General features: G+C 59.7%; 18 protein-coding genes and 2 pseudogenes. 13 read left to right on the forward strand and 7 right to left on the reverse strand.

Annotated features, from left to right (window positions below):
• Positions 1 to 115: 115 nt before the first annotated feature.
• Positions 116 to 970, forward strand: coding sequence for a CAP domain-containing protein (locus ACZCWR_RS29420; protein WP_487305193.1), 855 nt, complete (start codon positions 116 to 118; stop codon positions 968 to 970).
• 3 nt (positions 971 to 973) lie between these two features.
• Here the strand turns inward: ACZCWR_RS29420 and ACZCWR_RS29425 are convergent, their stop codons facing one another.
• The gene (locus ACZCWR_RS29425) at positions 974 to 1363 is read right to left on the reverse strand and encodes a MerR family transcriptional regulator (protein WP_487305194.1); all 390 of its coding nucleotides are present in this window, start codon (positions 1361 to 1363) and stop codon (positions 974 to 976) included.
• A gap of 93 nt (positions 1364 to 1456) precedes the next feature.
• On the opposite strand from ACZCWR_RS29425, the gene ACZCWR_RS29430 reads away from it, so the two are divergent.
• On the forward strand, positions 1457 to 2365 hold the full coding sequence (locus tag ACZCWR_RS29430; protein WP_487305195.1) for an alpha/beta fold hydrolase: 909 nt from the start codon (positions 1457 to 1459) through the stop codon (positions 2363 to 2365).
• Between the two features lie 103 nt (positions 2366 to 2468).
• Positions 2469 to 3248: an IclR family transcriptional regulator gene (locus tag ACZCWR_RS29435; RefSeq protein ID WP_487305196.1), complete on the forward strand. Its 780-nt coding sequence runs from the start codon at positions 2469 to 2471 to the stop codon at positions 3246 to 3248.
• Between the two features lies 1 nt (position 3249).
• Here the strand turns inward: ACZCWR_RS29435 and ACZCWR_RS29440 are convergent, their stop codons facing one another.
• On the reverse strand, positions 3250 to 4047 hold the full coding sequence (locus ACZCWR_RS29440; protein WP_487305197.1) for a sugar phosphate isomerase/epimerase family protein: 798 nt from the start codon (positions 4045 to 4047) through the stop codon (positions 3250 to 3252).
• Between the two features lie 3 nt (positions 4048 to 4050).
• A complete protein-coding gene (locus ACZCWR_RS29445) occupies positions 4051 to 4650 on the reverse strand; it encodes a nuclear transport factor 2 family protein (RefSeq protein WP_487305198.1) in 600 nt (199 codons plus the stop codon).
• 214 nt (positions 4651 to 4864) lie between these two features.
• Between ACZCWR_RS29445 and ACZCWR_RS29450 the strand changes: the two genes are divergently transcribed.
• From ACZCWR_RS29450 to ACZCWR_RS29470, 5 genes and pseudogenes are all read left to right on the forward strand, one after another.
• Positions 4865 to 6304, forward strand: a complete 1440-nt coding sequence (locus ACZCWR_RS29450) for an MFS transporter (protein WP_487305199.1) — start codon at positions 4865 to 4867, stop codon at positions 6302 to 6304.
• A 21-nt stretch (positions 6305 to 6325) separates the two neighbouring features.
• A complete protein-coding gene (locus ACZCWR_RS29455; protein WP_487305200.1) occupies positions 6326 to 7195 on the forward strand; it encodes a shikimate dehydrogenase family protein in 870 nt (289 codons plus the stop codon).
• 11 nt (positions 7196 to 7206) lie between these two features.
• Positions 7207 to 8097, forward strand: coding sequence for an alpha/beta fold hydrolase (locus ACZCWR_RS29460; protein ID WP_487305201.1), 891 nt, complete (start codon positions 7207 to 7209; stop codon positions 8095 to 8097).
• A gap of 3 nt (positions 8098 to 8100) precedes the next feature.
• Entirely contained in the window at positions 8101 to 9129 is a 1029-nt protein-coding gene (locus ACZCWR_RS29465) for a Gfo/Idh/MocA family protein (RefSeq protein ID WP_487305202.1), read from the forward strand.
• 592 nt (positions 9130 to 9721) lie between these two features.
• Positions 9722 to 10198, forward strand: a pseudogene (locus ACZCWR_RS29470) (ABC transporter substrate-binding protein); the annotation flags it as partial.
• Positions 10199 to 10324: 126 nt separating this feature from the next.
• Here the strand turns inward: ACZCWR_RS29470 and ACZCWR_RS29475 are convergent.
• Positions 10325 to 11287 (reverse strand): IS5 family transposase, encoded by a 963-nt coding sequence (locus ACZCWR_RS29475; RefSeq protein ID WP_487300625.1) that lies wholly within the window; start codon positions 11285 to 11287, stop codon positions 10325 to 10327.
• Positions 11288 to 11361: 74 nt separating this feature from the next.
• Here ACZCWR_RS29475 and ACZCWR_RS29480 point away from each other — a divergent pair.
• From ACZCWR_RS29480 to ACZCWR_RS29500, 5 genes and pseudogenes are all read left to right on the forward strand, one after another.
• Positions 11362 to 12021 (forward strand): annotated as a pseudogene (locus tag ACZCWR_RS29480) (ABC transporter substrate-binding protein); the annotation flags it as partial.
• A 19-nt stretch (positions 12022 to 12040) separates the two neighbouring features.
• Complete coding sequence (locus ACZCWR_RS29485; RefSeq protein WP_487305203.1) at positions 12041 to 12979, forward strand: ABC transporter permease; 939 nt, start codon at positions 12041 to 12043, stop codon at positions 12977 to 12979.
• Positions 12976 to 13767 (forward strand): ABC transporter permease, encoded by a 792-nt coding sequence (locus ACZCWR_RS29490; RefSeq protein WP_487305204.1) that lies wholly within the window; start codon positions 12976 to 12978, stop codon positions 13765 to 13767. Before ACZCWR_RS29485 ends, ACZCWR_RS29490 begins: the two co-directional genes overlap by 4 nt.
• Before the next feature lie 18 nt (positions 13768 to 13785).
• Complete coding sequence (locus tag ACZCWR_RS29495) at positions 13786 to 14859, forward strand: ABC transporter ATP-binding protein (protein WP_487305205.1); 1074 nt, start codon at positions 13786 to 13788, stop codon at positions 14857 to 14859.
• A gap of 880 nt (positions 14860 to 15739) precedes the next feature.
• On the forward strand, positions 15740 to 16183 hold the full coding sequence (locus tag ACZCWR_RS29500) for an SRPBCC family protein (RefSeq protein WP_487305206.1): 444 nt from the start codon (positions 15740 to 15742) through the stop codon (positions 16181 to 16183).
• A 136-nt stretch (positions 16184 to 16319) separates the two neighbouring features.
• On the opposite strand, the gene ACZCWR_RS29505 is transcribed toward ACZCWR_RS29500, so the two are convergent.
• From ACZCWR_RS29505 to ACZCWR_RS29515, 3 genes are read right to left on the reverse strand one after another with little or no spacing between them, the layout of a single operon-like run.
• Complete coding sequence (locus ACZCWR_RS29505) at positions 16320 to 17873, reverse strand: UxaA family hydrolase (RefSeq protein WP_487305207.1); 1554 nt, start codon at positions 17871 to 17873, stop codon at positions 16320 to 16322.
• Between the two features lies 1 nt (position 17874).
• A complete protein-coding gene (locus tag ACZCWR_RS29510) occupies positions 17875 to 19062 on the reverse strand; it encodes a sugar ABC transporter permease (RefSeq protein ID WP_487305208.1) in 1188 nt (395 codons plus the stop codon).
• Positions 19062 to 20627: a sugar ABC transporter ATP-binding protein gene (locus ACZCWR_RS29515; protein WP_487305209.1), complete on the reverse strand. Its 1566-nt coding sequence runs from the start codon at positions 20625 to 20627 to the stop codon at positions 19062 to 19064. Before ACZCWR_RS29515 ends, ACZCWR_RS29510 begins: the two co-directional genes overlap by 1 nt.
• Between the last annotated feature and the right edge of the window lie 2 nt (positions 20628 to 20629).

Below are 20629 nucleotides of genomic sequence, written 5' to 3' on the forward strand. Positions count from 1 at the left end.
CGAAGGCTCAATGCGGATTATCAAGCTAACCTTACTATCTGTCATCGCTGTCCTCGCGGGCTGCGTATCGAAAACGGTTAGACAAGACGAATACGCCTATTCGGGGCCACCCGTCGTGCTGCGAACCGCACCGGGCGCCGCCGCTTCCATGCATGTTTCGGCGACGACCGCCATCGGCTACGTGAACGACCGGCGCGCTGAAGTGGGCCTGCCGCCGATCGCGGCCGACCCGGGGCTGGATGCCGCTGCCTTCGCTCACGCGCGTTACCTTGCGCTCAATCATGTGGGCACGCACGAGGAAATCGAAGGCCAGCCGGGATTTACGGGAACAGACATTCTGACGCGCATTCGTCTGCATACGCAGGCGCGCAACGCCAGCGAAGTGCTGGCGCTGATCGGCGGTGCGCAGCATGCCGCGTCACCGGTCGTGCATATTTTCGCGTCGCCATATCACCGAGGCGCGTTGTTGTTCGATTGGGCGCGTGCCGGTGAAAGCCTGATGGCGGGGACGAGCGCAGTTGCCGTCATCGATTTCGCGGACATTGCGCCATCACTTGCGGACAACGAACTAATCGCATGGCCTTACGATGGTCAGAGGCAAGTCCCGACTGCATGGGAAAATAACGAGCAACCGGACCCGATGGGACCGTTCAGCGGCTTTCACGGAAAAGTTCTCGGCTATCCCGTCACGCTGTCAGGCGGTCCGAACGCGCATATCGAACTGCAAAGCGTCGAACTGCGCGATGCACACGGCACGAAAGTGCCTTGCCGGATCGCGCCGCTTACTGCCGCCGATGCCGCGCGCAATACCGCTGTCTGCACGCCTCTGGAACCTTTGGAGGTTGCGACACGCTATACCGTCCGCGCGCGCGGCACGTTGCGCCAGCTGTCAGCGAGATCGCGCTTCGATCTGACGTGGGCATTCACGACCATGGATGCACATCAACCGCTTGCGCAGGCCGTGCCCTGAGCATCATTGTTCGAGCGGCGGAACAGTCCCTTCGTTGAGCGTCTTGAGCAAACGCGCGCGGCGCCGTTCGAGATCCGCGATCTGTCGTTCGATCGACATCAGACGCTCGCGCTGTAACGCACCGGTTTCCGGACACGCCGCCGCACCTTCGATCAGGCGCATGCAATCGGGAAACGAGCGGATATCTGCGAGACTGAAGCCGGTCGCGATCAGGCGTTGAATCTGCCTGACCTGCGTGATGGCCGCATGCGCGAACACGCGATAACCGTTGTCCGCACGAACGGACGTGACCAGACCGTTCTCGTCGTAATGACGAATAGAGCGCACGCTCGCACCCGTCGCGCGTGCGAGTTCGCCGATACTCAGCAGTGTGTGTTCGGTGGATTTCGTCATGTTGGAAAGTTAGCACTTTTGCTTGACTCTGACATTAGTGTGAGGCGCGAGACTTAGAACGTATTCCATTCGATTCAATAGAGGAAAACGTTCATGTCCTTTCAATTCATTCGTGGCGCGATGCGGGTCTTGACGGCCTTGTTCGCATTCGCTTCCGCTTCTCCCGTCGCGTTCGCGCAAGGCCGGAATTACACCGTCGATACACCCGATGGCGTCACGCTCGCCGTGCAGGAATCGGGCGATCCCGGCGGTCAGCCCATCGTGTTCATTCATGGTTTGCTGGGCAGCCGCCTGAATTGGGATGCACAAATAAAAAGTCCGCAATTGAAGGGCTATCGCCTCATTACCTACGATCTTCGCGGTCATGGCCTGTCCGGCAAACCCACTCATGCGGATGCCTACACCGATGGCCGCCGCTGGGGCGACGATCTCGCCGCAGTGATCGAGGCGACGCATGCGCGACGCCCGGTGCTGGTCGGCTGGTCCCTTGGCGGTGCGGTCATATCGAACTATCTCGCCACACACGGCGATGACGCGATTGCCGGCGCGGTCTACGTGGATGGCGTGATCGAACTCAAGCCCGATCAGATCGTCGCGCATCCCGAGGTGTATCACGACATGACATCGCCGGACCTGCGCACGCATCTCGATGGCGAGCGCACGTTTCTTGGCTTGTGCTTCAATCGTCAGCCGGACCAGGCTACCTTCGAACGCTTGCTCGCCAATGCGGCGATGGCATCGTGGGACATGCAATCGGCTGTTCAATCGATGAGCGTTCCCGCACAGGAAGGGCTCGGAAAAGCACGCGTGCCGGTATTGCTGATCTACGGTGCACGCGATGCGCTCGTCAAGGCGAAGCCTGCCATCGCGCGTGCCAAGTCTTTCAATCCGGCGGTGCGCAGCGCGCTTTATGCGGAGTCGGGGCATGCGCCGTTCATCGAGGAACCGCAGCGTTTCAATCGCGATCTGAGCGCTTTCATGGAAGCTGCATCGAAACATTGATGAGTTCCTCCATGGGAATGCGTCTGGAGCCGAACCGCAGCGAAAACTTGACTCCTCACGTCGCGGCGATAAACTGTTCCTCCATATGAACGAGGAGCACATCATGCGGCGTGAAGAATTCGATGCGGGCGGCACGGTCAAATCGGCGGATCGCGTGCTCGATCTTTTCGAATTGCTCGCGCGCTGGGGCCGCGAGATGTCGCACGCGGAAATAGCCGAAGCACTCGATATTCCGAAGAGCAGTCTTACCAAACTCATTCGCAATCTGACCGACCGGGGTTATCTGCGTTTCGTGCCTGAAACCAAGGGCTATCGTCTCGGCGACGCCATTCTCAAACTCGCGCAGCAGTCCAGTCAGATGCGCGATCTGATCGCGTGCGCGGAGCCGGTGCTCAACGACATCACGCAGCAAACGGCGGAATCGTGCGCGCTTAATCAACTCAAGGGCGAGCAGGTCGAGGTGGTCGCGACGGTCGTCAGCCAGCAGCGGTTGCAATCGCACATGAGGCTGGGCGACCTCGCGCCGCTTTATGCCGTGTCCGGCGGCAAGGCGATTCTCGCGTATCTGCCCGATGTCATGCGCAACGAGTACATGCGTTCCGTGTCCTTCGAGCGCTTCACAAAGAACACCATCGCCACGAAAAAAGGCTTGCTGGCCGAACTGGACGACGTGCGCAAGCGTGGCTTCGCCCATTCGATGGAAGAATACACGCCGGGCATTGTCGGTCTCGGCGTGCCGATTCTCTCGACCACGGGCTTTCCGCTCGGCTCGCTCAATCTCGCCATACCCGCCGTGCGCTTTTCCGCCGAAGTAGGCGAGCGCTCGGTGGCGATTCTCAAAGCCGCCGCCGCACGCATCCAGCGTCAATATCTCGCGGAATAAGTCACGCGAGAAAGCGCTTCATCCTCGCCATGATCGTGCGGGCTTGTTCATCGAAGGGAAGGCCGCGCAAGGCAACCGTGGGCGCTTCCACGGCAAGCGTGAGGTCGTCCAGCAGCCTGGCAAGTAGATCGCGCAGGGGAAACTCGCCATCGCCGGGAAGCAAGCGTGCGGTGCGTGCTTCCGTGCGTCGCTCGGCTATTGAAACCGGCGAGGCCAGCGGCCCGTCGCATATCTGAACGTATTCGATGAGCGCAGGGTCCACGCGATTCATATCGCCGATCTCCGCGCCCGAGCGAAAGTATTGCAGCGCGTCGATCAGCAAGCGCGCGTTCGGTTGCGCGCTGGCGTGAATCGTCGCGAGCGCATCGTCCAGCGTGCCGATGGCGCAGTACGTGATCAGTTCGAGTCCGACCGTCATGTCGAAACGCGCGGCGGCTTCGCACAGCGCGCAGAAGTTGTCCATGAGGCGCGCGCGGTCGTCATCGTAGCCCACGGTCAATACATGCTTCGCGCCCAGACGATGACCCGCTTCCAGCGCAGGCAGCAAGCTATCGATGCGCGTGTTTTCCTGCAACCAGATCGCTTCGATATCGAGCAGCCGCACGCCGGTGTCCCGCATGCGCGCCTCGAGCGTTCGGATAAGGACGGGATCATGCGCGACATCGACGACGCTATCTGCCGAAGTGGGCGCGACCACACGGAGTCCGTAATAATCGAATCCGCCCGCGTGCGCCGCATCGACGAGTTGAAGCGGATGTGCATCCAACATGGTGAGATGATGCAAGGACAGCTTGCGCATGATTCAAAGCGTGCCGTGTTCGAGCCACGCGCGTCCGCGCGCATAGAGCGCTTGCACTTCGGCGCCGGTCAGGCCGGGCATGTCGCGTTTGACCTTATAGCCGATCTTCGTCTGAATATAAGCGAGATGGCGATAACCCTCCGGGAAAAGCCCCAGTATTTCGGGGTCTAGATTCAATTTGACGCCGGTTTCCACCGGGTCCAGCCGATCCTTCTCATAGATCGGCTGACGCAAACGCAAAAGCCACTGTTCATCGCGTTTTTCATAAAAGTCATAGAAGCGCCCGGTGCAGACCACGTCGCAACGATGACCTTCCACATCGCCTCGCTGGGAGATGGTCATCTTGGTTTGCGCGATGGCGCGCGTGCCCGCGAGATCGACCGACGTTCCCCCCAGGAAATGCAGGATGCTCACGCCGCGCGCCCATCCTTCCTGCGTCACGCGGATGAACTCAGGGCCGGTGCCCTGAAACCACGTCGCCATCATCACGCCTTCAGGATGCCAAAGCGTCGCGAAGCGCTCCCAGTCGCCGGCATCGCGCCACACCGCCCAGTTCTCGATGGCTTCGCGGATGGCGATCCGTTCCTGCATGGCTTCATTCATCGTGTAACCTCGTGTTCTCATATGGAAAGTTGTTTTCATAGTGATTCATCCGGTCTCGCGGCGTCAAGCGATACTTGGGCCGTATACGGACTATCCCTAGTTTGTTCTCATATGGAAATTGTGAATGGAAAGGCGTTGACAAGAAAAAGTCGAAGTTTCTAACATGGAACAAACACACAGATGGAAACTTAACCGAGCCATCACGGAGACATCCATGTCGAACGCAATCGAGCGTCAGTCACACGAACCACCGGGCGCGCATCAGTCGAAGCTTGCGGCCATGAGCGGATGGATCGGCTCCGCGCTGGAGTACTACGATTTTTTCATCTACGCACAGGCCGCGGCGCTGATCTTTCCGCAAATCTTCTTTCCGAAGGGCGATGCGAAAGTGGCGATCGCCGCATCGCTTGCGACTTATGGCATCGGCTATGTCGCGCGCCCGATTGGCGCTTTCGTGCTCGGTCACTGGGGCGATACGCACGGACGCAAATCGGTGCTTCTGGTCTGCATGTTCCTGATGGGCTTCTCGACCATGGCGGTCGCGTTTCTGCCCACTTATGAACAAGTCGGATTCTGGGCGCCGGTGCTGCTCGTGGTGTTGCGGCTCATTCAGGGCTTCGCGGTCGCGGGTGAAATCTCCGGCGCGAGTTCCATGATTCTCGAACACGCGCCATTCGGCCGACGCGGCTATTACGGCAGTTTCGGCATGCAGGGCGTGACGGCCGGGCAATTGCTGGCGGCAGCCGTGTTCCTGCCGCTGAGTCACTTCATGAACGACGACGCATTCAATTCATGGGGCTGGCGCATTCCTTTCCTGATGAGCGCGTTCGTGCTGGTCGCAGGCTATTTCATCCGACGCAAGGTGCACGAAACGCCGGCCTTTGCGCAGACGGGCGACGATAAGGGACCGCCGCGCTCGCCGGTCAGGCTTGCATTCAGGCATTGCTGGGACGACATGCTCCGCGTCATGCTGATGTCGATCATGAACGTCATTCCGGTCGTCGCGACCGTATTTGGCGGGGCGTATGCGGTGCAGCAGGCGTATGGCATCGGCTTTAGCAAGAGTTGGTACTTATGGATTCCGGTGCTCGGCAATGTCAGCGGGATGATCGTCATTCCGCTTTGGGGCGCGCTCTCCGACCGCATAGGACGGCGCATTCCGATCATCGTGGCATCGCTGGGTTCCGGGGTGCTTTCGTTCGCGTATCTCTATGCAATCAGCATTCACAACGTCGGGCTTGCCATCGTGCTGTCGATCCTCATGTGGGGCTTGGTCTATCAAGGGCAGAACGCGGTTTATCCGAGCTTCTATCCCGAGTTATTTCCCACTCGCATGCGCGTGAGTTCGATGGCGATTTCGCAGAATATAGGCGTGGCGATCTCCGCCTTGTTGCCTGCGTTGTTCACGACCGTTGCGCCGCCCGGTGCGCAGCATATCTGGCTGACGGTGGGCGGCATTACGTTCGGCATCACCATCATCTGTTCGATCGCGGCGTGGTCGGCGCGCGAGACGTATCGCATCCACATGGACGATCTGGGAACACGTGATGCGGTTCCTGTCGGTATCGAAGAATACGAACGTTTGCGCAATGAAGAGATACGCGGACACATGCGCCACGATGAATCATTGAATCAGCAACGCAGCGGCGCATGACATTGAAACGGAGAACGAAGCATGACGGCATCAGAACAATTAGCGGAAGAACGTGCAAGACTCGATTCACCTGTCGATGCCCTGACGCGGCTCTACGCGATTTTCGGCTCGCCCATTGCGCATGTGCGCGCACCGGTCGTGTGGAGCGCGCTGATGAAGCGATATGACATCAACGCGGTGATGGTTCCCGCGGACGTGCGCAGCGAGCATTTCGATGACGCATTGCAAGGCATGAAGCAGATCGATAACGTCGATGGCGTCATCTTCACCATGCCGCACAAGTTCGCGGCGATGCGCCATGCAGACACACTGACAGACCGCGCACGACGTATCGGCTCGATCAATCTGTTGCGACGTTGCGCCGATGGAAGCTGGCAAGGCGACAACGTGGATGGCGCCGGTTTCGTCGCGGGCTTGCTTGCGGATGGCGTGCGGCTCGAAGGCGCGCATGTGTTTCTGAATGGCGGTGGCGGAGTGGGGCGCGCGATCGGCTGGTCGCTCGGTCTGGAAAGGATCGCGAGTCTCACCGTATTCGATATCGATGCTGCGCGCGCACAGGATCTCGCCGATGCCATCGCCCGCGAAAGCAATGCGCGCATCACGGCAGGCACGCCGGACATGCAGCTGATCGATATCGCGATCAATGCGTCGCCACTCGGACTCAATGCCGACGATGCGCTTCCGTTCTCTATCGATGCATTGCCCGCTCACGCGACCGTCGCCGACGTCATCATGGAGCCGCGTGTCACCGCGCTGCTCGAGCGTGCCCGCGCCGCAGGGCTCGGCATTCACAACGGCCGCAACATGATGAATCACGGCATGGTGGCTGCGGCATCCTTCTTTGGTCTGCCGGATGCGTTCGACTGGAACGGTGCATCGGTGCAGCGCTAAGGGAGCACGCCATGTTCGAAGGCTTTTCGCTGCTCGATATCGAAGCAGGCGACGTACGTTTCAAAGGCGTAACAGGCGGTTCTGGACCGCCCGTGTTGCTGCTGCACGGTTATCCGCAAACGCATGTCGCATGGCGCTACATCGCGCCCGTGCTGGCGCGCTCGCACACAGTCATCGCACCGGATCTTCCCGGCTACGGCGATAGCCTCACACTCGATCACGACGAACGCTGGACGAAGCGGCGCGTGGCGGGCTCCCTCGTCGAATTGATGCGCGGTCTCGGGCATGAGCGCTTCGGCATCGTTGGACACGACCGGGGCGCGCGGGCGGGCTATCGTCTCGCGCTGGATCATCCTGCGCGCGTGTCGGCTTATGCGTCGTTGACTGTCGTGCCGACGCTCGATGCTTTCGCTGGCGTCGATAAATCGTTCGCACTCCATGCCTTCCACTGGTTCTTTCTCGCGCAAACGGAAGATCTGCCCGAACGCATGCTGGCGGCGGACCCGGACGCGTTCATCGAACGCGCATTGTCGACTATGGCGGGCGGCCTCGATCGTATCGACGCGGATGCGCTCGACGCCTATCGCCGCGCGTTTCGCAACCCTGCCGTGCGTCATGCGATGTGCGAAGACTATCGCGCGGCGGCTTATGAAGATTCGGCGCACGACGCCGCCGATCGCGCAGCAGGCAAGAAGCTCGCGTGTCCGGTGCTCGTGCTGTGGAGCCACGCGGAACGCAAAGGCCAGACGAGCACTCCGCTGGAAATATGGCGCGAATGGGCTGATGACGTGAGCGGTCGCGGCATCGAAGGCGGGCACTTGCAGCCTGAGGAATCGCATGAGGACGTGCTGCACGACCTCATTCCGTTTTTGTCGCAACCTTTTGTCGAGAACAGGAATTAAGGCATGCAAAGGATAGAAATTGCCGTGATCGGTGCAGGCGTGATCGGCAAGCGTCATGTTCAGGAAATTCTGGACAACGACGCTTGCAGGCTCGTGGCGCTGTCCGATCCGTCTCCGGAAGCCGGAAACTACGCACATTCGCTGTCCGTGCCGCTTTACCTTGACTATCGGGACTTGCTGGACAAAGCACGTCCCGACGCCGCCATCGTCTGCACGCCCAATCACACGCATCTCGAAGCAGGGCTGGCGTGTATCGAACGCGGCGTGCCCTTGCTCATGGAAAAGCCCGTGGCGGACGATGTGAAGTCCGCGCAGGCGCTTGCCGATGCCGCGCAACGCCATGGCGTGCCGATGCTGGTCGGTCATCATCGAAGGCACAATCCGGTCGTTCGGATGGCGAAGGAAATCATCGCGAGCGGCAGGCTTGGCGAACTCGTCGTCGCCAACATCATGTGCCTGCTATATAAGCCCGCCGCGTATTTCGACGCGCCGTGGCGCAGGCAGGCGGGCGGCGGTCCGATCCTCATCAATCTGATTCATGAGATCGACCTTTTAAGGCATCTCTGTGGCGAGATCGTGTCGGTGCAGGCCGCGTCGTCCAACAAGGTGCGCGGGCACGACGTGGAAGATTCGGCCGCATGCACGCTCAGACTCGCGAACGGCATGCTCGCCACGATCACTCTGTCCGATACTGCGGCCACGCCGTGGAGTTGGGACACGGCCGCAGGTGAGGACCGAAAGTTATTCGACTTTCGTCCGGTCCCCACGCATTTTTTCGCGGGCACGCAAGGCGCGATCACGCTCCCCGACATGACGATATGGTCGTATTCCGGCGAACGGGGCCGGCATTTGCCGATCCACGATACACACCCGGCCGTCGCTCAGGAAAACGTCTACGCGAATCAGCTACGGCACTTCGTCGAGGTCGTAAAGGGCGAGGCACCGCCTTTGATAGACGGACATGACGCCGCGCGCACGCTTGCCGCCACGCTTGCCGTGGTCGAGTCGGCCAAGGCTTCAGCAGCGCAATGACCTTTTGGCAATTTCTTTATACCCGCCTATTCCGCGATCAAAGCCCAATCCCGCCTTCATACAGGCGAATTGAAATGACGAATGCGGCGGTAGACTGCTTCACATGGCAAAGAACACGACTCAACGCAAACGCCAGCGCAGTAGTCTTACTGAATACACGGTCCTAACTCCAACCCTTGACCGTTGTGCAGTGACGCGCTGGATCGAATCGTGCTCAAGCAGTCGCCATGGAGCAATGCCTTTCGTTCCAGATGTTTCACCCGCAATGACGTTTGACGAGCAAAGACGTACCATGAGCCTTCCGAGCCTTAACAGACGTGAACGTAGTGGTAACCGATGCAAGTAGCGACGCAACGCAGCACCGCATGCCGCTGTGGCCGTAACGCCTTACTCATCGTTTCAAGAGCAGGAAACAAGCAAGTAGCAAGAGCAATTGAAGACGTGAAGCCCCGAACCGGGAAACCGGCCGGGGCTTTGCACTTTTTGCGTGCGTTTTTGTCAGCTTGCAAATTTAGGGTTTTGAATTTAGCCTCCTTCGGCATTGGCGATTCACCTCACGCAAAACCCTTTCTTTGGAACAGCGATGACGATGATGCTTATCCGCACGAGCCGTGTCTCTCCGATTGCAGTGTCAGTGGCAATTGCCTTAGGCAACGCGAACGTTGCGTCGGCCGCGCCATCCGATGCGCTTGTCGCCGCCGCGAAGCAGGAAGGGCAACTGACCACCATCGCCTTGCCGCATGACTGGTGCGGCTACGGCGCGCTGATCACGGCGTTCCAGACGAAATATGGCATCCATGTGAACGAACTCAATCCGGATGCGGGTTCGGGCGATGAAGTGGAAGCCATCAAGGCGAACAAGGGCAATAAAGGCCCGCAGGCGCCGGATGTCATCGATGTCGGTTTATCTTTCGGTCCGACGGCCAAGAAAGACGGCCTTTTGCAGCCTTATAAGGTTTCGACGTGGGATTCCATTCCCGCCTCATCCAAAGATGCGGAAGGCTATTGGTACGGCGATTATTACGGTGTGCTTTCGTTCGAAGTCAAGGCTAAGCTGAACAAGTCGCCGAATTTTCGCCGTGTCGGCGATGTGTCGGTGTTCAGGTCATGAAGCCGACGGTCGCCCCTTGATTTTTGGCCCTTGCAGGCATTGCACACGGGCGCTTTGCCCGCCATTCGCCCATTACGGGCGCACCTATGCCATCAATCGCCTGCGCGACAGGTACACGTTGGCAAGCGCCAATGCGACGAAGGCCCGGTTCGCATTCTTCGCCAACCCGCGATAGCGCACCTTCGTGAACCCCCACAGTCGTTTGACCACCGCGAAGACATGCTCCACGCGTGCGCGTATCCTCGACTTGTTGCGGTTCTTGCTGCGTTGAACCTCATCGACTTCACCCGCGCGGCGGGTGCGCTGATTTGTGAAGTCGCGTGCCTTCGGCGCTTTGCTGTGGATCAGCGCCTTCTGGCTGGCGTATGCGCTGTCGCCGTAGACCCGCCGCTCCTGGCCGTGCAGCAATTGCGGCAGCGGATGCTTGTCGTGCACGTTGGCCGGCGTGAGCACTGCGCTGTGCGCCAGGCCGCTCCGGCTGTCCACGCCGATGTGCAGCTTCGCGCCGAAGTACCATTGCTTGCCTTTGCGCGTCTGGTGCATTTCAGGGTCGCGCGACTTCTGCCCGTTCTTCGTCGAACTCGGTGCACCGATGATCGTGGCATCCACAATCGTGCCGCTCTTGAGTTTCATGCCGCTTGCCTGAAGCACCCGGCCGACTTCGGCAAACAGCTTCTCGCCCAGTTTGTGGGTCTCAAGAAGACGGCGAAATTTGAGCAGCGTGGTGGCGTCCGGTACCGCCTCGCAGCCCAGATCAATTCCTGCAAACCGACGCAGGCTGGCGCTATCGTAAAGCGCCTCTTCACACGCGAAATCGGCCAGGTTGAACCAGTGCTGGAGGAAATGGATGCGCAGCATGCGCTCCAGGCCAATCGGCGGGCGGCCATTGCCGCGCTTCGGGTAATACGGCTCGACCACCGCACACAACTCTGCCCACGGCGTAATTGCATTCATCGTATCGAGAAATTCATCGCGCCGCGTCCGTTTGCGGTGCGTCTCGAAGCCCGCACCTTCATCACTTGCCATCGCCAGCGTCTGCTGCTTCATCCTGTTCCGCCTTCCTTATTCACTCCAATCTATAACGCCCGGAGTAGCCATGTGGTGGACTTGATCAGCTTTGCCTCAATTCGGACATGATCGACAAACCGCCTGCGGATTGGGGCGATCTGCTCAAATCGGAGTATCGCAACGCCGTGTCCTTGGCGGGCGATCCGCGTTCGGCCAATCAGGCCATTCAAGCCGTTTATGCGGCAGGTCTCTCGCAAGCCACAGGCGATGCCACCAAAGCCGATCAGGCCGGTCTCAAGTTCTTCGCCGATATGAACAAGAGCGGCAACTTCGTTCCGGTGATCGGCAAGGCGGCGTCGCTGGCGCAAGGCACGACGCCGATCATCGTGCGCTGGGATTACAACGCGCTGGCCGACCGCGACACGCTCAAGGGCAATCCCAAAGTTCAGGTGATCGTACCGAAGACAGGTGTGGTCGCAGGCGTCTATGTGCAGGCGATAAGCGCATTCGCGCCTCATCCGAACGCGGCGAAACTCTGGATGGAATACCTTTATTCCGACGAAGGCCAACTCGGCTGGCTGGCGGGTTATTGTCATCCGATGCGCTATAACGAACTTGTCGCGCAGAAGAAAGTGCCGCCCGCATTGTTGGCGAAGCTGCCGCCTGCATCGTCGTATAGCCATGCTGTGTTTCCCACGCTCGATCAGCAGAATGCGACGAAGGACAGCGTGACCAAAGGTTGGGATCAGGTCGTCGGCGCGAACGTGAAATAAGCGCTCACGAGTCATCCGAATGAGTTCATCTCCGCAGCCAGGCGCTTCCGGTCCTGACTTGGTGACGCCCGCCGCGCCCGCGCCGCAGTCCGGCCCGGCGCGTGTGAGCGATGGCGCTCGATGGTTGTCTTACGCGGGCGTCGTGCCTTTCTTTGCGTTTGCATTGCTCTTTCTCATTCTGCCGACTGCGTTTTTAATGATCGGCGCGTTTCAGGACGCGCACGGGCATTTCACGCTTGGCAATCTGCGCGAACTCATTCAGCCCTCCGTGCTGGATGCTTATTGGATCAGCGTGAAAGTGAGCGTCGCGTCAGCGGCGGGCGGTGCGATCATCGGCAGCTTGCTTGCGTGGGCGGCGGTGCAGGGAAAGCTTCCTGAATGGATCAGACCGACGCTCATGACGTTTTCGGGCGTGGCGTCGAACTTCGCGGGTGTGCCGCTGGCGTTTGCGTTCATCTGTACATTGGGACGCGTCGGGCTCGTCACGGTGCTTGCAAGGAAATACCTTGGATTCAATCTCTATTCCACGGGCTTTAGCATTCTGAGTTTCTTTGGGCTGACGCTGACGTATTTGTATTTCCAGATTCCCTTGATGGTGCTGATTATCACGCCCGCACTCGATGGACTTAAGCGCGAATGGCGTGAAGCATGCGATTGTCTGGGCGGTACGGCGGCGCAATACTGGCGCTATGTTGCTTTGCCCGTTTTATGGCCGAGCCTGCTGGGCGCGACGTTGCTTTTATTCGCCAACGCGTTCGGTGCGGTGGCGACCGCTTATGCACTGACCGGTAGCTCGCTCAACATCGTGCCCATTCTTCTTTATGCGCAGATTCGCGGCGACGTGTTGCATAACCAGAATCTCGGCTATGCGCTGGCGCTGGGCATGATCGTGGTGACGGGTTTGTCGAACGGCGGCTATATCTATTTACGCGCACGCGCCGAAAGGGGACGTCGATGAGGACACAATCGCGCGCGGGCGCTTGGGTCGCGATGATCCTCGGCACACTGTATTTCGTGATCCCGCTTGCCGCCACATTCGAATTCAGTCTGCGCATGCGTCGTGATTCCTATAGTTTCGATGCCTACCGCGTCGTGCTTGCAGACCCGCATTTTCAAGCCTCATTCGGCTATTCTGTATTGATGGGAATACTGACTATCGTGATTGGCGTATTGCTCGTTGTACCTACTGCGTATTGGGTGCAATTGCGTCTTCCGAAGCTGCGACCCGTGGTGGAATTCATTACCTTATTACCGCTGGTGATTCCGGCCATTGTCATTGTGTTCGGTTATTTGCGCATCTTTAACAGCAGTTCCATTCTGCCGCTCACGGGCAACGAGCGTGCGACCGATCTGCTGCTCGTGTTCGGTTACGTGACACTGTCGTTGCCCTATATGTACCGTGCCGTCGATGCCGGCATGCGCGCCGTCGATGTGCGCTCGCTCACCGAAGCGGCCGAATGTCTCGGCGCTGGATGGATGACCATTCTCTTTCGCGTGATCTTTCCTAATGTGCGTTCGGGCATCTTGTCCGGTGCGTTTCTGACATTCGCGGTCGTCATTGGCGAGTTCACGCTGGCGAGCTTGCTCGATCGTCCGGCGTTCGGACCGTACCTTCAACTGATCGGGGCGAATCGTGCGTACGAGCCTTCTGCGCTGGCAATCATTGCGTTCGCGGTGACGTGGGCATCGATGGGATTGATACAAGTATTCGGCTCCGCGCGTGCGCTTGCCGGTCAAAAAACCTGAGCCGCGAGGTCGCGACGCATGGCATTCTTGGAGATCGATAATCTGCATAAGGCTTTTGGGCCGCATGTGGCGCTTCATCACTTCGACATGAAAATCGAGCGTGGAGAATTCGTCACGTTTCTCGGGCCTTCCGGTTGCGGAAAAACCACCGTACTCCGAATGATCGCGGGATTCGAGACGCCCACGCGCGGCACGATTCGGCTCGATGGACGTGATGTGACGCATCTGCGCACGCGTGAACGCGCGGTTGGCATGGTGTTTCAGTCGTATGCGTTGTTTCCGAACATGACCGTAGCGCAGAACATCGGCTTTGCGCTGAAGGTGGCGAAACGTTCGCAGAAAGAGATCGATGCGCGCGTCGTGAAGATGCTTGAACTTATCAAGTTGCCGCATTTGGCGACGCGTTATCCGTGGCAATTGTCGGGTGGTCAGCAACAGCGTGTGGCCTTGGCGCGGGCGCTGGCGAGCGAGCCGCAAGTGCTCTTGCTCGATGAACCCTTATCCGCGCTCGATGCGAAGATCCGCGTTTCTTTGCGCGAGGATATTCGCGCGTTGCAGCGGGAGCTTGGTATTACGTCGATCTTTGTCACGCACGATCAGGAGGAGGCGCTTTCTATTTCCGATCGCATCGTCGTGATGAATGACGGGCGTGTGGAGCAGGCCGGGACGCCGCTTGAGATTTATAACTTTCCGCGTACGCGGTTTGTGGCTTCGTTTGTAGGAACACTGAATATTCTTTCCGGGCGTGTGGTTGATCCTGCTGCGGGGCGTATTGCGGTGCATGGGCAGGAGCTTGTCACGTCTCGACCGCTTGCGGCTGATGATGCTGGACGGGAGCGGCAAATGGCCTTGCGGCCTGAAGCGATTTTGCTTGAGCCGCCGGTGAGCGGACGGAATTCGCTTGCGGCTACGGTGGAGGAGATTAGTTTTTTGGGCTCTGTCGTGCGGATTCGGGCACGGGTTAGCGATGAGGTGGTTTCGCTTGATGTGTTTAATGATCCGAATCGGGTGTTGCCGGAGCGGGGAGCGCGAGTTACGCTCGGGTTCTCGTATGAGAATCTTTTGGTGTTGGAAGAGGGGGATAAAGGTTGAGGGCTGGTCTTGGTTGGGCTTTTATTGCAGTAGCCGCCTCCCCGGCGGGGGGGTAACTTTCTTTGCTGCTGCAAAGAAAGTCACCAAAGAAAGCAGCTTTTACCCCTCCGCACGCTGGCTGGAAAGTGTGGTCTGAATTAACCATGCAGTGGCCGCGTTAGGATGTCCCGCGTTTCGTTAAGCGCGTGGGCAACCTTGCGATTTCGCGTTCGAATACTTGACTCTTAGTGGTCCGCATTCATTCCTTCGGCCATGCGCTACGCGCGCCGAGAGCTTTAGAACGGAATCCCGCAGCGTATCAGCGCCCAGCCACCTTACACGTCACCGCTATGTCGTCATTTGGCCCTACCTTGATAAGTGCTTCTGGACAGAGCGTGCACACCTACGCAAGTCACCTTTTAGTCGGAGCACTAATCAAGGTAGGGCCGAATAGCAATCTAGCGGAGAAGCGTGATGTGGCTGGGCGCTGATAGGCTGCGGGGTTCCGTTCTAAAGCTCTCGGCGCGCGAAGCGCATGGCCGAAAGAATGAGCGCGGTCCACTAAGATCAAAGGATTCGTGCGCGTAATCGTTAGGTTGCCCACGCGCCTAACCGAACGTGGGACATCCTAACGCGGCCACTGTATCGTTAATTCAGGCCACACTTTCCAGCCAGCGGGCACGGGGTAAAAGCTGCTTTCTTTGGTGACTTTCTTTGCAGCAGCAAAGAAAGTTACCCCCCCGCCGGGGAGGCGGCTACTGCATAAACAGCACAACAAGAAGAAGCCCCTTGCACGAAACGAACCCAGCAACCTATGGTTTCCCCCAACCCCACCCCTGTCGATTCAAACCACCACCCCTCGTCGTATAAACACAACCCAACCCTTAAAGAGCCCAAATCCATGCCCAACACCATCCACCTCCACCGCGTCCTCCGCGCGACCCCCGACCGCGTCTACCGCGCCTTCCTCGAACCCGACGCCATCGCGAAATGGCTTCCCCCTTATGGCTTCACCTGCCAAGTCCACGAACTGGAAGCAAAAGTCGGCGGCAAACACGCCATGTCCTTTCGCAATTTCAGCACCGGCACCGGCCATTCCTTCGGCGGCGAATATCTCGAACTCATCCCATCGGAAAAAATTCGCTACACGGACCGCTTCGACGACACGAATCTCCCCGGCGAAATTCAAGTCACCGTGACACTGCGCAAGGTGTTGTGCGGAACGGAGTTGAACATCGTGCAGGAAGGCTTACCCGATGTCATCCCCGTGGAGATGTGTTATCTCGGCTGGCAGGAATCCCTCTTGCAACTGGCAAACTTAGTCGAGCCTGAAATCCCCGGCTAAAAAAGCTCAAGAGGTAGACCGTCCGCCCGACAGATCGAACACCGCCGCATCGGCACTTTCGCGAGACATCGTGGCGGATATTTCCGTGCACACGGCAGCGGGCGTCACCGCATCGACGATCACGCATCCTTCCCAATCACGTAATCACGCTGATCTGCCACGGCACGAACTCCTGCTGCCCATAGCCATGCGTCTCACTGCGCGAGCGCTTGCCGGATGCCGTCGCAAGCATCAGTTCGAACATGCGTCTGCCAAGTTCTTCGATGGACCCTTCGCCGCTCAACACCTGACCGCAATTGAAGTCCATGTCGTCGGACTGGCGTTCCCACAGCGCGGTATTGGTCGCGAGCTTGAGCGAAGGCGAGGGCGCGCAGCCATACGCCGATCCACGGCCCGTCGTGAAGCAGATGAGGTTCGCGCCACCCGCGACCTGTCCCGTCGCGGAAACGGGATCGTAGCCCGGCGTATCCATGAAAACGAGGCCCTTGGCCCGCACCGGCTGCGCGTATTCATAGACTTCGACGAGATTCGTCGTGCCTCCTTTCGCGACCGCGCCAAGCGACTTTTCCAGAATCGTCGTCAGTCCTCCAGCCTTGTTTCCCGCCGATGGGTTGTTACTCAGCGCCGCGCCATTGCGCGCAACGTGATCTTCCCACCAATGAATCCGGTCCACGAGTTTTCGGCCGATGGCTTCGGTCTGCGCGCGTCGCGTGAGCAAGTGCTCCGCGCCGTAAATTTCCGGCGTCTCCGAGAGAATCGCGGTCCCGCCATGCGCGACGAGCAGATCCACCGCCGCCCCGAGCACCGGGTTCGCCGAGATACCCGAATACCCATCCGAGCCGCCGCATTGCAGCCCGACGACGAGTTCACTCGCGCTCACCTTCTCACGCTTCACATCGTTCGCCACAGGCAACATCTGCTCGACATATTCGATGCCGCGCGCAATCGTCTGCGTCGTTCCGCCCGTCTCCTGAATCGTGAAGGTCTTAAGCCGCGCATGATTCTTGAGGCCTTGCGCGGCAAGCAGCTTCGGAATCTGATTGGTCTCGCAGCCGAGCCCGACCATGATGACCGCCGCGAAATTCGGGTGAATGGCATAACCGCCCAGTGTGCGCTGAAGCATCGCAAGCGCTTCGCCTTCGGAATCCACCGCGCAGCCGGAACTATGCGTGAGCGCGACCACGCCATCCACGTTCGGATACGCCGCCATGCGCTCGGGATGAATATCGCGCCGGAAATGATCGGCGATGGCGCGCGCCACCGTCGCCGAGCAATTCACGGAAGTCAGGATACCGACATAATTACGCGTGGCGACACGTCCATCCTCGCGCACGATGCCTTCGAAGAAAGCCGGTGAATCCACGGGACGCACGGCATGCGCATCTTCCGCGAAGGCGTAATCGCGCGCGAAATCGCCAATGGCCACGTTCTGCACATGTACATGTTGTCCCGCGCGAATCGGCTGCGTCGCGAAGCCGATGATCTGGCCGTAGCGCCGCACCGCATCGCCGACAGCGATATCGCGCGTCGCCATCTTGTGGCCCGGTGGAATCAGCCCCGACACGGTAATGCCTTCCTTCTCGATACGCGTGCCCGCGACAAGCTGATCGAGCGCGATCACCACATCGTCCTTTGGATTGAGCCGGATCACGCGCGGCGCACGCACGGCCTGTTCGGTGAGAGTGGACATATCAGCGGCGTCCCTGGCGCTTGGTGATGTAGGAATCGAAGGCCAGCGCGAATAACAGCACCAAGCCCTTGATGACCAGTTGAATGAACGACGAAACGTTGAGAATGCTCATGCCGTTGTCGATGGTCGCAAGCAGTACCGCGCCGATGATCGCGCCCGGCACCGTGCCCACGCCGCCCTTCAGTGCGGTTCCGCCAATGACCGCGCCCGCGATGGCATCGAGTTCGAGATACATGCCCGTGGTCGGCGTGGACGCGCCCAGACGCGCGGTCATCAACATGCCGGCGATGCCGTACATCGCGCCCATCAGCACGAAGCCGACGTACAGTTGGCGTGCGAGCGGAATGCCCGCGAGAATCGAGGCTTCGCGGTTCGATCCGGTGAGATAGGCGTTGCGTCCGAAGATGGTCTTGGTCATGAGCACCCACAGCGCGATACCGATGGCCGCGACCCACAATAACGCAGTGGGAATGCCGCGAAAACCCGAAAATACCCAAATCAGAAACGCAGCAATAGCGGTCAGCACGCCGAGCTTGATGGCAAGCGCCGACATTCCTTGCGGCTCCCCAAGCGCTTCGAGCGCGCGATGCCGCCTGAAGATGTAATACCCGCACGCGGCCCACGCAACCACAAGCCCGATGATGGACGCAACAATCGGCACGAAGCCTTCGCTGATCGCGGAGAACTCGGTAGACACCGGCGCAATCGTCGCCGCATTCGTCGTGTAATAGCCGATGCCGCGAAACGCGAGCAATCCCGCCAGCGTCACGATGAACGATGGCACGCCCACGGTCACGGTCCAGAAGCCTTGCCACAGTCCCATCAACACGCCGACCGCGAGCACCACGGCGAAGGTCGGCAAAATCCCAAGCCCATGCGTGACCGAAAGACTCGCCGCAACCACGCCACTCAAATACACCGCGCTGCCAATCGACAAATCGATCTCGCCCATGATCATGAGGATCGACACGCCCGCCGACACCAGCGCGACAATCGACGCCTGCCGGAACAGCAGCGACAAGTTACGCGGCGTGAGAAATATTTCGTTGGACGCAATATTGAAGGCAATCGCGAGCAGCACGAACACGACCGCCATGCTCAGCGTGCGCGCGCTGACAAGCTGCCCGAGTTCACGCCGCGCAGGCGGCGCCGTGAGCGGTTGCGCATGAGTCTGCGAGGGATACTTCATCAGTGTGCCTCTCCGGTTGCTGCGGCCATGAGTTCGTGGCGCGTGACTTCGCCGCCTTCGAAGGTCTGCGTGATGCGTCCTTTGTACATCGCGAGAATGCGGTCGCTCTCGTCGAGCACTTCGTTCATGTCGCTCGAAATCATCAGCACGGCGGTGCCGTTGGCCGCGAGTTCGTGCAGCAGACGATAAATCTCGGCACGCGCGCCGACATCGACGCCATAGGTCGGTTCATCGACGATCAGAATGCGCGGGCCGATGGCGACCCACCGCGCCAGCAGCACCTTCTGTTGATTGCCGCCGCTGAACGCCTCGACTTTTGCGGCGAGTTTCGGCGGCCGCAAATCGAAACGCGTGACGAGTTCGAGATTGCGCCGCACTTCGTCGCCGCTCTGAATGAACGGCCCGCGCGACACCGCGTGAATGCTCGCTGCGCTGATGTTGCGCAACACGCTATGTCCTTCGATGAGCCCCGTCTGCTTGCGATCCTCCGTCAACATGCCGATGCCGAGCTTGATTGCCGCACCCGGCGACGAAGGCCGCACGGCTTCACCTGCAATGCGAATATCGCCCGACACCGCGCCTGGCCACGCACCGAAAATCGCTTTCGCCAGTTCCGTGCGGCCCGCGCCGACCAGCCCGAACACACCGAGCACTTCGCCACGGCACAGATCGAAACTCACGTTGTCCACGCGCCGCCGCTTCGCGCCGAAATGTTCATCCACACAGAAATCGCGCACGCTGAGAATGGGTTCGGCGCGGGCGCGTCGTTCGCGCGGAGGGCGGGGCGCGGGATCGCGTACGATCATCGCGCGCACCATGTCGGAAAGCCGCTCGCGCGCCGATTCGAAATGCGCGACGACCTGACCATTGCGCATCACCACGACGCGATCGGCCACTTCCGCGATCTCGTCCAGCCGATGCGTGATGTAGATGCAGCCCACGTTCTGCGCCTTGACCTGACGCAGCCGTTCGAACAGATGCACCGCTTCGCCTTGCGTGAGCGAGGCCGTGGGTTCATCGAGAATCAACACGCGCGCCGCGGACTTCGAGAGCGCCGCCGCGATGGTCACGAGCCGTTGCGCTGAAGGACTGAGTTCGCCCACAGGCGCGTTGGGCCGCGCATCGACACCGAAGAAGGCGAGACGCTCCTTCGCAATCTTGTGCAGCGCGCGTTCATCGACAAAGCCGCGTTTGGACGGCAGCATGCCCATGAACATGTTTTCCGCGATGCTGAGATTCGGCGCGATATGCAACTCCTGCGGCACGAGCACGATGCCCGCGCTTTCCGCCTCGCGCACATTCCGAAAACGCGCGGGCGTGCCATCGAGCAGCATCTCGCCTTCGAAGCTGTCGCCGGAATAGACGCCCGAGATGATCTTCATGAGCGTCGATTTGCCCGCGCCGTTCTCGCCGATCAGCGCGACCACTTCGCCGGGGGCGACGTCCAGACTCACGTCGCTCACGGCGAGAATGCCGCCGAAGGATTTGCTCACATGCCGCAAGGACAGCACGGCGTCGGCCTGTGCTGTCGCGGACACAACGGGCGCATCATCTTCCTGCCACATGG

Source organism: Caballeronia sp. A2-2 (assembly GCF_057612605.2).